Source organism: Nocardioides speluncae (genome assembly GCF_003121585.1).
In the GTDB taxonomy this organism is placed as follows: Bacteria; Actinomycetota; Actinomycetes; order Propionibacteriales; family Nocardioidaceae; genus Nocardioides; species Nocardioides speluncae.
In genome coordinates this window covers 140,145-150,722 of the sequence record NZ_QEOO01000050.1, presented here as the reverse complement: position 1 = coordinate 150,722, position 10,578 = coordinate 140,145, and the positions used below count along the sequence as shown (strand labels likewise).

The 10,578-nt window shown below is 70.4% G+C and carries 11 protein-coding genes; 4 read left to right on the top strand and 7 right to left on the bottom strand.

Annotated features, from left to right (window positions below):
- Positions 1-146 precede the first annotated feature (146 nt).
- Genes DDV73_RS28545 through DDV73_RS26585 form a run of 3 tightly spaced genes read right to left on the bottom strand, consistent with a single transcriptional unit; the run spans position 147 to position 3,525 of the window.
- Positions 147-350, bottom strand: a complete 204-nt coding sequence (locus DDV73_RS28545; protein WP_170126061.1) for a hypothetical protein — start codon at positions 348-350, stop codon at positions 147-149.
- Between the two features lie 17 nt (positions 351-367).
- Entirely contained in the window at positions 368-2,824 is a 2,457-nt protein-coding gene (locus tag DDV73_RS26590; RefSeq protein WP_109510291.1) for an ABC transporter permease, read from the bottom strand.
- Positions 2,821-3,525, bottom strand: coding sequence for an ABC transporter ATP-binding protein (locus tag DDV73_RS26585; RefSeq protein ID WP_109510290.1), 705 nt, complete (start codon positions 3,523-3,525; stop codon positions 2,821-2,823). The genes DDV73_RS26590 and DDV73_RS26585 overlap by 4 nt, the downstream gene beginning before the upstream one ends.
- A gap of 83 nt (positions 3,526-3,608) precedes the next feature.
- On the opposite strand from DDV73_RS26585, the gene DDV73_RS26580 reads away from it, so the two are divergent.
- Positions 3,609-4,238 (top strand): TetR/AcrR family transcriptional regulator, encoded by a 630-nt coding sequence (locus DDV73_RS26580; RefSeq protein ID WP_161962542.1) that lies wholly within the window; start codon positions 3,609-3,611, stop codon positions 4,236-4,238.
- Between the two features lie 72 nt (positions 4,239-4,310).
- Positions 4,311-5,225, top strand: coding sequence for a helix-turn-helix domain-containing protein (locus tag DDV73_RS26575; protein ID WP_109510288.1), 915 nt, complete (start codon positions 4,311-4,313; stop codon positions 5,223-5,225).
- 10 nt (positions 5,226-5,235) lie between these two features.
- Here the strand turns inward: DDV73_RS26575 and DDV73_RS26570 are convergent, their stop codons facing one another.
- Positions 5,236-5,970, bottom strand: coding sequence for a hypothetical protein (locus DDV73_RS26570; protein ID WP_109510287.1), 735 nt, complete (start codon positions 5,968-5,970; stop codon positions 5,236-5,238).
- A gap of 79 nt (positions 5,971-6,049) precedes the next feature.
- Here DDV73_RS26570 and DDV73_RS26565 point away from each other — a divergent pair, with 79 nt between their 5' ends.
- Positions 6,050-7,912, top strand: a complete 1,863-nt coding sequence (locus DDV73_RS26565) for a Na+/H+ antiporter (protein ID WP_109510286.1) — start codon at positions 6,050-6,052, stop codon at positions 7,910-7,912.
- A gap of 119 nt (positions 7,913-8,031) precedes the next feature.
- The gene (locus DDV73_RS26560; protein WP_109510285.1) at positions 8,032-8,475 is read left to right on the top strand and encodes a hypothetical protein; all 444 of its coding nucleotides are present in this window, start codon (positions 8,032-8,034) and stop codon (positions 8,473-8,475) included.
- Positions 8,476-8,510: 35 nt separating this feature from the next.
- Here the strand turns inward: DDV73_RS26560 and DDV73_RS26555 are convergent, their stop codons facing one another.
- From DDV73_RS26555 to DDV73_RS26545, 3 genes are all read right to left on the bottom strand, one after another.
- On the bottom strand, positions 8,511-9,353 hold the full coding sequence (locus DDV73_RS26555) for an alpha/beta fold hydrolase (protein ID WP_161962541.1): 843 nt from the start codon (positions 9,351-9,353) through the stop codon (positions 8,511-8,513).
- A gap of 77 nt (positions 9,354-9,430) precedes the next feature.
- Complete coding sequence (locus tag DDV73_RS26550) at positions 9,431-10,021, bottom strand: TetR/AcrR family transcriptional regulator (protein ID WP_109510283.1); 591 nt, start codon at positions 10,019-10,021, stop codon at positions 9,431-9,433.
- Complete coding sequence (locus tag DDV73_RS26545) at positions 10,018-10,569, bottom strand: GNAT family N-acetyltransferase (protein WP_109510282.1); 552 nt, start codon at positions 10,567-10,569, stop codon at positions 10,018-10,020. Before DDV73_RS26545 ends, DDV73_RS26550 begins: the two co-directional genes overlap by 4 nt.
- Positions 10,570-10,578 lie beyond the last annotated feature (9 nt).

The following is a 10,578-nucleotide window of genomic DNA, read 5'->3' as shown; positions in this document are numbered from 1 at the left end:
CGCCCTGCCACTGGCCGCCGCCGGCCTCCTCAACCCGATGCTGGCCGGTGCCGCAATGGCACTCTCCTCGGTGTTCGTGGTCAGCAACAGCCTGCGGCTGCGCGGCTTCAAGCCACTGACCGACAGCGTCTGCTGACGCGTTGGCATCAGTGACCTCCGGCGGGCGGAGTGTGTCCCGGTGGCTCGCTGCTCGGGGTCTCGCGTCCGGGCGCGTGTCGGCCGGGGCCGTGTTCGCCGCCGCCGATCAGCGTCATCATCAGTACGCCGAGGATGGCCAGGATCGCGATGGTGAGGCCGGTGATCTTGACCCAGCGGGGCAGGCGCTCGGTGTCAGTGTGCGGGTCGGGCATGGTTGTTCTCCGATTGGTCATAGGTAGGCGAGGCCGTCGCGGACGGTGAGTCGGGATGCTCGAGTGGCGGCCGCGTCGGTGGCGAGCAGGGAGCCGAGAACGACGATGGCGACCCAGATCCCGGCCGCTACGGCCGAGATCCGGTAGGGCAGGGGCGCGGAGAAGAAGAGGTTGCCGAGCCCGTCACCGAGGACGGCGGTCAGGCCGAGGGTGGGCAGGATCGCGGCCAGGCAGCTGGCGAGGGCGAGGAAGAGCCCTTCGGCGATCACGATGCGGCGTACGGCCCTGGGCCGGGCGCCGATGGCGTGCATGATCGCGAACTCTCTGGTGCGGTCGAGAATGTTGGCGCTCATCGTGGAGGCGAGCCCGATGGTGCCAACCACGCCGAGTGGCAGTGCAACGCCGAGCAGGATCAGCACGATGGGGCCGAGATGGCCGGCGGAGATGGCTTCGCTGCGGCTGATCGAGACCGCCGACCTGACCTCGATCCCAGCGTCGGTCAGAGCTTGGCCGACGGCGGCGGCTACGGCTTGTCGGGTCTGCTCGTCGTGCGCGTCGGTGGTGATCCGCAGCTGGTTGGCACGCGCTGGTTGGCCGAGCGCTTGGGCGAGACCTTCGGTGGTGGTGTAGACCCCGCCGCTTCCGCCGGCGAGCTCCTCGATGACGCCGGTCACGCGCCAGCTGGTGCTGCGTCCGTTGAGGGTGAGCCGGACGGTGTCGCCGGAGCGGATGCCAGGCACGGTGTTCTTGCGGGTCAGCTGGTTGAGTACGACGGCGCCGGTCTCGCCCTCCCGGAGCCAGCGGCCGTCCAGCAGCTTTGGGCTGGTGGCAGCGAGGCGATCCCCCGGTAGCGCAGTCACCGACACCCGGCCGTGGCCCTGGTCGGGGTAGGTGCGGGTGATCGGGATCTCGCCTTCCCCGGCGACCCCGGCGGGCAGCACCTGGAGGGCCTCGACGGACTGGACGCCGGGCACTCCCTGCGCGAGCTCCGTGACCTCCTCCAGGGTGGTGGTGACGGCAAGCTGGACCTCGACGTCCCAGGTGACTTGTGACTTCTGTTCCTCGGTGATCGCCTCGGTTCCGGTGCTCAGCGACATTCCCGACACGAACACGGTGCCGGCTGCGGCCAGGAGGCCGACCGAGAGCAGAAACCTGGACGGGCGGCGCACGGTGTTGCGCAGCGCCATCAGCAGGCCGCGGTTGAGCCCGCGGATCCGGCCGATCCGGGCTAGGACGCCGGTCGCCGCATGCGGGGTGGTTCCGCCGCCGTGGTGGTCGATCGCGGCGCGCACGGTGGTGCGGCTGGTCCGCACCACGGGGACCACGGCCATCAGCGGAGGGAGAGCCAGGCCGATCACCACGACGACGGCATAGGTCCACCACGGGGGTGCCAGGCTGACCGGTTCGATGCCCAGGAAGCCCAGGAAGGTGCCGACGGCGACGCGGCCCAGGGCGACGGCTACCGGTACCGCGAGTGCCGTGGCAGCGAGCGCCACCACCAGGGTCGTGGCGAGGTAGTGCCGCCCGATCTGGACGGAGCTGGCGCCGGTGGCCTTCATGATCCCGATCTGGGGGATCTGTCGGGTGAACATGTTGTTGAGCATGTTCGCGACCAGGATCGTGCTCAGCAGCAGTGCCGCCGCGCCGCCGGCGAGCAGCGAGACGAGCAGGGCGTCGGCCTGCCACTGGTGCGGATGCTCGAACGGCTCGGGAACCTGGATCTCCCGGACCGTCACGCCAGCCTCCTGCTCCAGCCACGAGCCCACGTCGTTGGCCGCGGTCACGATCGCGTCGCGGTCGCGGGTGGGCTTGCCGGTGGCGGGATCGGGGACCTGGAGCTTGAGCTGGTCGAGCTCGGCCGCGCGTCCAGCGGTCCCAAGCGCGGTCGAGGCCAGGTAGCCGTGGCCGGTCTGCTCCTGCGGCGACGGGGCCAGGCTGGGGTCATAGACCGTTGCTGCGACCCGCACCCGTAGCGGGTCGCCAGCCGGCGTCTCCAGCGTGAGGGTGTCTCCGAGGCTCACCCCCAGCAAGGACAGGGAGTCGGCGCCGAGGAAGATCTCCTCGGTTGTGGGTGGCCACGACGCCTGGTCGACATCGAACCGGGCCACCCGCATCGCGTCGTCAGGACCGGCGGCGAACACCTGGAGCGGGATCTCGCGGATCCGGCCGTCGACCGTGACCTCGCTGGTGAACTGCGTGCGCGCGCTCGCGACCAGGACGTCGGGGCGGCGCTCCGCCTGGGCTGCGAGCGCCACGAGGCGCTCGGCGTCGACGGCCTGGTCGAGCAGGATCGTCGCCGAGGCCGGCTCGGTGCGCGCATAGGCGCCGTCGGTCTCCCGGCCGCTGGCCGACCACGCGAACAGCACCCCGCCGAATGCGGACAGGCTGATCGCGATTGCGATCACCATCATCGTCAGCCGCGGCCAGGTCGCCTTCAGGTCGCGGACCAGCTTGACCGTGAGCAGACTGGTCATCGCTGCGTGCTCCCCACCGCGCGCTCGTCGGCGACGATCCGGCCGTCGGCCAGCGTGACCTCTCGTCCGACCAGGGAGCGGATGTCGCGTTCGTGGGTGACCACCACGATGGTCCGGCCCTCGGCGTTCATCTCGGCGAACAGCCCCAGTACGTCGTCGGCGGTCGCTGAGTCGAGGTTTCCGGTGGGCTCATCGGCCAGGAGCAGAGGCGGATCGTTGGCGAGTGCGCGGGCGATCGCGGCCCGCTGCTGCTGACCTCCCGACAGGGTGCTGGGCAGCTTGTCGGCCTGTTCGCCGATGCCCACGCGATCCAAGAGCCGTTCCGCGCGGGCCCGGCGCTCGGCCGGCGACACCTTGCCGACGAAGTCCATCGGCAACATCACGTTCTCGACCACGGTGAGCGTGGGCAGCAGCTGGAAGAACTGGAACACCAGCCCGACGTGGCGTCCGCGCCACCCGGCAAGGCCCGACTCCGACAGCGTCCCCAGGTCGGCGCCGGCGACCCGCACCGTTCCGGCCGTGGCGCGGTCGATGCCGGCCAGCAGGTTCAGCAGTGTGGTCTTGCCGCTACCGGATCGGCCCACGATCCCGACGAATTCACCCTCGGCGACCTCGAGGTCGAGGTCGTGGATGGCCACAAACTCCCCGGAGTTCGAGGGATACGCCTTGCGGACACCACTGATCTGGATCGCGAGCTCCATGACAACTCTCCACCTTCGGGCCTAGTATGGGCGAACGCCCATAGACTATGGGCGAGTGCCCATTCTCGCAAGAGGACCTTCCGATGCCCCGTGGTGTAGCCATCCCAGAGCTGCGCGAGAACCTGTTCGCGGCAGCGGAACGACTCCTGCTCCGCGACGGCCCGAGCGCCCTGTCCAGCCGGGCGATCACCACCGAGGCAGCCTGCGCCAAGGGCGTGCTGCACAATCACTTCACCGACCTGGACGGCTTTCTCGCCGCGTTCGCCGTCGAGCAGTTCCGCCGAGCGCATGGGGACGTGGCGCAGTTGCACTGTCTTGTCGGCCGGGCGACCGTGGTCGACAACCTCCGGGCCGCCTCGACCACGCTGCTCGGATCCCCGCTTCTCGCCGTACACAGCGTGATCGCACTGCGGCCCACCCTCGCCCAGCGGCTCCGCGAGTCGGGAGGTCACCGGTCTCCCAACCTCGGGGACATCGAACGAGTCATCGCCGCCTACCTTGAGGACGAGAAGAAGCTGGGCCGAATCACGCCGGAGGCCGACACGGCCGCGATCGCGCTCGCGCTCGTCGGAACGATCCACAGGGTCCTGATGAGCGACCACGGGGACTCGACCGAGGCATGCGAGGCAGTCACCAGGGTTCTCGACCTGCTGTTGCTCGGCCTCACTGCCACGACTGAGGCCAGTGGCGAGCAGGAAGGCCGGCCGCGCTGACCGGCCAGTTCGACTGCGCTACAGCGCAAGCTCGATCAAGCCACCGTCGCGGCCCGCCGTCAGGATGAGTGCATGACCGTCGCAGCCGACACCTTCGTCGCCTTCGTGGACGCCCTCGCCGAGGCGCTGGACGATCACGCGGCCACCGCGGAGGAGCTGGCCGGTCGCCTTTATGTGTCTCGGTTCCACCTGGACCGGATCATCAGCTCGGTTGCGGGGGAGGCCCCGCGAGCGTTCCGGCGGCGGATTCTCCTGGAGCGCGCGGCGTACCGGATGATCACCACCCAGGCCCCGCTGATCGACATCGCGGTCGAGGCGGGATATGGCAGTCACGAGGCGTTTACCCGGGCGTTCGTGAAGGGGTACGGCGTGCCGCCGAGCGCGTGGCGGCGGTCTCCCGGGCACATCCAGCTCGAGGCGCCGAGCGGCGTGCACTTCCACCCACCGGCAGCGATCCGGCTGCCCTCCCGAGAAGGAGTCACCGCCATGGAACTGCTGACCAAGATGGTCGAGCACCACATCTGGCTCACCGGCGAGATGGTCCGGCTGGCCGAGCGGCTCACCGACGAGCAGCTCGACGAGCCGATCGAGCTCAACGTCGACGACGACCCGCAGACGATCCGAAGCCTGCTGTCCCGGCTGGTCGGCCAGATGGGCATGTGGAACGCCGCGCTGGCGAACCGTGAGTACGACTGGTCGGTCGAGGAGCACGAGTCGCTCTCGTCGCTGCGCGAGCGGCTCGCCGCCGAGGGGCCGACCTACCTCACCCACGTCCGTGAGGTCGTCGACGCCGGCCGCCTGGACGAGACGTTCGTCGATGCGCTGTGCGACCCGCCCGAGGTCTTCACGTACGGCGGCATGTTCGCGCACGTGCTGACCTTCGCCGCGCACCGCCGTACCCTCGTCGTCCTGGCACTCGGCAAGCACGGCGTCACCGACCTCGGCTGGGGCGACCCGATGCTCTGGGTCGCCCAGCCGACGGCGTGACCGCCGGGGGTCAGTACCGGATCAGCAGCCCGCGGAGGGCGGCAGCGGAGCCACAGGTGTCGCCGGCCTGGTTGATCCGGGTCACGGTCAGCAGGATGAACTGCCCGGCTCGGGTGCCGCTGTAGCGCCAGGTCGCGGTCTTCTTGGCCGCGACCAACCCGGACCCGCTGGGGAACGAGACCGTGCCGAGGATGCTGTCGCCCGAGAACCGCCAGCGGTTGACGAAGCTGATCGCCCCCGAGGAAGTGGGACCTGACTCGCCTTCGACCCGGAACGTAGCCCGGCACGGACCGCCGTTGCCGTGCTGGATGACCATGTCGGCGGAGAGCGGGCTGCCGGCCTTGTAGTCGGGCGGTACGACGAAGCTGTACGCCGCGGACCCGTTCACCGGCAGCACCACCTCACCGGCCGGGGTCACGCTGGCACCACCGGCGAGCGCACCGCCCTGGACCAGCACCGGGATCGTGCGCAGCGCGGCGTGGGTGTAGCCGCCGAGCCGGGACGCGTCGGGCGCCTTCTTGATGATGTTGTCGGGCAGCCGGCCGGTGGTCGGCCTGGTGGCGACCAGCTTGCCCTTGCGCTGCGCCGTACTCGCCCCAGCGCCGACGGCGTGCTTGCCGTCGACCTTGTCGGAGTTGTTGGCGTAGATCGCGCGGGCCTGCTCGGCGGCCGCGGGCAGGGACAGCCCGACCACCAGGCAGCCGGCGGCGACGGCGATGATCTTGACGTTCTCTCTGGACAGCATGGGCCGACGCTAGGGCCGGCGCCAGCCACTCCGCGGGCGAATGCGCACCTCCTAGGGCTCAAGGCACGACACTGTTGCGGTGGAGATCGCCTTCTACCTCGTCCTGCTCGCCGTCACCGTCCTAACGGTCACCGCGATCGCCGAGCGCTTCGACCTGGCGGCGCCGCTGCTGCTGATCGCGGTCGGCATCACCGCGTCGTACCTCCCGGGGATCCCGGTGGTCCATCTGCCCCACGACGTGGTGCTGCTGGGCCTGCTGCCGCCCCTGCTGTACGCCGCCGCGGTGCAGACCTCGCTGGTCGACTTCAACGCCAACCGGCGCCCGATCCTGCTGCTGTCGATCGGGCTGGTGGCGTTCACGACGGCCGGTGTCGCGGTCGTCGTACACGCCCTGCTGCCGGGCATCAGCTGGTGGGCGGCGTTCGCGATCGGCGCGGTCGTGGCTCCGCCTGACGCGGTGGCGGCCACCGCGATCGCGCGCCGGATCGGGCTGCCGCGGCGGATCGTGACCATCCTCGAGGGCGAGGCGCTGCTCAACGACGCGACCGCGCTGGTGGCGCTAAGGACGGCCATCGCGGCCGGTGCAGGCGGGGTGACACTGCTGGAGGTCGGCACGGACTTCGCACTGGCGGCAGGCGGCGGCGTGCTGTTCGGCCTGGTGGCGTTCATCGTGGTCGCCTGGCTGCGCAAGCGGGTCACCGACCCGCTGCTGGACACCGCGATCTCGCTGGTGACCCCGTTCGCGGCGTACATCGCCGCCGAGAAGGTGCATGCGTCCGGCGTCCTCGCCGTCGTGGTCGCCGGCCTGCTGCTCGGCCACAAGGCGCCGATCCTGCAGACCGCGCAGTCGCGGATCGCGGAGCGCATGAACTGGCAGACGATCGCCTTCCTGCTGGAGAACGCGGTGTTCCTGCTGCTCGGCCTGCAGGCGCGCTGGATCCTGCGCGACGTCGGCGAGTCCGAGGTGAGCGCGGGCCGGATCGCCCTGGTCTGCGGGGCCACCCTGGTCGCGGTGATCGTGCTCCGGCTGCTGTGGGTCTTCCCGGCGCGCTACCTGCTGGTGCGGCCGGGCCGTGACCGGGACAGCGGCCGGCGCCCCCCGGCGTCGTACACGTTCATCCTGGGCTGGGCCGGCATGCGTGGCGTGGTCACGCTGGCGGCCGCGTTCGTGATCCCGGAGGACACCGAGCACCGCGAGATCCTGCTGCTGATCGCATTCTCGGTGCTGGCCGGCACCCTGTTCATCCAGGGCATGACCCTGCCGTGGCTGGCCCGGCGGTTGCAGGTCCCGGCGCCCGACCCGAACGAGGACGCGCTGGCCCGGGCAACCCTGCTGCAGCAGGCGTCCAAGGCCGGGCTCAAGGAGCTGGAGAGGCTCGAGTACGACGACCCGCACGGCGTCACCGACCTGATCCGGCAGCGCGTGGACCAGCGCAACTTCGCGGCGTGGGAGCGGCTGGCCACCACGTCCGACAGTGAGCCACCGAGCGAGCTCTACGCGCGTGCCCGGCTGGCGATGATCGAGGCCGAGCGGGGGAGAGTGCTGGAGGTGCGGTCGTCCGGGCAGGTGCCGGCCGACGTGGTGGCCGACGTACTTGCCATGCTCGACGTCGAGGAGTCCATGATCGACGTGGCGTCGCGCGAACGGGAGGAGCTGGTCGTGACCAGAGCAGGAGTCAACCGAGGCGCGGGCTGTGCCCACCTCGACGAGCACCCCGCAGTCGAGACCGAGCCGTCGCCGGTGTGCGCGCAATGCGTCGCCGACGGCGGCACCTGGGTCTCGCTGCGCCAGTGCCTGCACTGCGGCAACATCGGCTGCTGCGACTCCTCACCCGCCCGGCACGCCACCGGCCACTTCTACGACACCACCCACGCCGTCATCGAGTCCGCCGAGCCGGGCGAGGACTGGCGCTGGTGCTACGTGCACCACGTCACGGGGTGACACCGCTTCGTCCCATGCCGCCCTGGACCGGGTGGCAACCCGGACCCCGGCTCTGCTTGGATCGGTGCGGCAATTTACTTCTCTCAGAACGGGGCGACGATGAGGCGGAGATCGCGACGGTGGTGCTGATCGGACTGGCAGCAGTGGGGTGCGGCGAGGACGACGGCGGCGGTGACGGGGACGGCGGTGGCACGGGCGAGGGCAGCAGCTCGACCGATGCCCAGGCCTCGCCGGAGGACCTGCACAGGGAGTTCGCGACCCGGCTGGCCGAGGCGGACAACGACGGTGTCTGCGCTCTCTTCACCGAGGAAGGCCAGGCTGCCTACGCGCAGTCGGCCGGTGCCGAGAGCTGCTCGGGCGCCGTGGATGCGGAGGCGGCCGACAAGGCTGACGTTGCCTTGGACTACGCCGACGCGTTCGACGAGGACTACCCCGAGGTGACCGACCAGTTCGCCGACTGGGGTGGTAACGCCTGCCGCCTCGGAGGCTTCAAGGCGAAGAAGACCGACGACGGCTGGCTGCTGATCGACCACGAGCCCCAGTACGGCACCTGCGGCGGCTGACCCGTCCCCGGCTGGGGGGCGCCGACTATCCAGATTTAGGCCACGGAGTACTCGTCCACGCGGGTGTCGGTGAGGAACATGACGACCTCGCGGAGGACGCCGGGGTCGCTGATGATCCGGTTGTGGCCTAGGCCGTCGGTGCTGACCAGCTCAGCGTCGGGGAGGGCGTCGACGAGCGCGACGGCGTCGGTGTACGGCGTCTGCCGGTCCTTGCGGTCGTGCAGGACCAGGGTCGGCAGCGGGTCTGCGTAGCTGGCCTGGATCCGGGCGTCGAATTCGTCGACCGGGATCCTGACCCAGTCCTTGGTGAGCCGGTCGAATGCGGCCTTGGTGCGCGGCCCGATCCCGAGCGCTTCCTGGAACGCCGCGAACAGCGACGCCGCCTCCACCATCGGCGCCAGCAGCACCAGCCGTGCGGTCCCGGTCCAGCCGAACCGAAGCGCGAGGTAGGTCGCGATCGTGCCCATCGAGTGCGCGACCACGGCATGCGCCGGCCCGAACTCGGCGGCCATCGCGTCCAGCGCGTGCCCGAGCTCGATTCCGTTGGTACGGCGGCGGCCCTGCAGGCCGGGGTCGGACTCGCCGTGACCGAGGCCGTCGAAGAGTACGACGCGGTACCCGGCCGCGGTCAGCGGCCCGACGTACGCCGCGAACTGGGTGCAGTTGCCCGCCCAGCCGTGCACGAAGTAGATGACCGGGCCCTCGCCCCAGACGTGGCCGCGGACGGTCTGGCCGCCGACGGTGACCGAGACCTTTCGGCCGCCGTCGGGCAGCGGGACCCGGCTCGGCCCGGCCGGCACAGAGAACCACAGGTGCCTGGCCAGCCGCCCGCCGAGCGACGGTGCGATCACCTCGGCTGTGCGGAAGAACCTACGCAAACTGACATTTTTAACACGAACGGTCGTACTTTTTTTGAAGGACACCTTGGCCATGAAGAGAACTCCTCGTTGAGTGGTTAGGTCGGGCGGGCCGCGGCGAGCAGTGACTCGAACGCGGTGCGTACGCGGTTGGCCGCCTGCTCGTCGTGCAGCAGCCGGACGTAGAGGTGGTAGCCGACGGTGATCGCCTCGAACTCGAAGGCGAACTGCTCCGGGTCGAGGTCGGCGCGGAAGTGGCCCTCGGTGACCGCCATCCGGGTGACGCCGACGACCAGGTCGCGCCACTCCTGTTTCTGGCCGACGATCGCGTCCTGCATCGGCCCGGGCTGGTCGTCGTACTCGAAGGAGGCGGCGACGAAGATGCAGCCACCGGAGAGGGTGTCGGTGGCCCAGTCGAGCCAGCGGTCGAACAGCTCGCGGACCCGCGGCTCGCCGCGCGGCGCGCGCAGCGCCGGCCGGATCACGACGTCGACCATCTGCTGGCGGGCGTGCTCCAGGGTCTGCAGCTGGAGCTGCTCCTTGGAGCGGAAGTGGGCGAACAGGCCGCTCTTGCTCATGCTGGTCACGTCGGCGAGGTGACCGATGGTGAGCGCATTGAAGCCGACCTTCGACGCGACCTGGGCGGCCTCGTCGAGAATCGCGGTCTTGGTCTCCTGACCCTTGCTCACGAGTTCGAGAATAGCACGACCGTGCTCAGTGCTGATCTGACCAGCCGCACCTCCCAGGTGCCGAGCCGCTCGTACAGCTCCCGGGACCCGTCGGTGACGAAGCCGTTGCGCTCGTAGAACCGGCGGGCCCGGGCGTTGTCCTCCAGCACCCAGAGCGAGCACGCGTTCGCGCCGAGTACGGCGTCCAGCAGGGCCTGGCCGAGCCCGCTGCCCCACCACGCCTGCCGGACGTAGAGCGCGTACAGCTCGTCCGCATGGGCGAGGTCGGGGTCCCGGCACGGCCCGGTGACGCCGAAGCCGACCAGACCGTGGCCCTCGTGTACGGCGAGCTGCCGCGGCGGCCCGGCGGCGAGCTGCTGTCGCCAGCGGCTCTCCCAGTCGGCTTCGTCGGCGGTGGCCTCGGTAAGGCGCCCGGGGTCGGCGTACGGCGCGTAGGCCTCCTGCCAGCACGCTCGATGCAGCGCGGCGCCGGCCGCGGCGTCGGCCTGCGTGGCCGGACGGATCCGGACTCCCGGCGGCAGCGCGGTCATGGTGCCTGATCCTGCCATCGCCTGATT

Coding starts and splice junctions, on each gene's coding strand:
- DDV73_RS28545 (WP_170126061.1), bottom strand. CDS start 350: ATGCCCGACCCGCACACTGACACCGAGCGCCTGCCCCGCTGGGTCAAG.
- DDV73_RS26545 (WP_109510282.1), bottom strand. CDS start 10,569: ATGGCAGGATCAGGCACCATGACCGCGCTGCCGCCGGGAGTCCGGATC.
- DDV73_RS26590 (WP_109510291.1), bottom strand. CDS start 2,824: ATGACCAGTCTGCTCACGGTCAAGCTGGTCCGCGACCTGAAGGCGACC.
- DDV73_RS26570 (WP_109510287.1), bottom strand. CDS start 5,970: ATGCTGTCCAGAGAGAACGTCAAGATCATCGCCGTCGCCGCCGGCTGC.
- DDV73_RS26575 (WP_109510288.1), top strand. CDS start 4,311: ATGACCGTCGCAGCCGACACCTTCGTCGCCTTCGTGGACGCCCTCGCC.
- DDV73_RS26585 (WP_109510290.1), bottom strand. CDS start 3,525: ATGGAGCTCGCGATCCAGATCAGTGGTGTCCGCAAGGCGTATCCCTCG.
- DDV73_RS26580 (WP_161962542.1), top strand. CDS start 3,609: ATGCCCCGTGGTGTAGCCATCCCAGAGCTGCGCGAGAACCTGTTCGCG.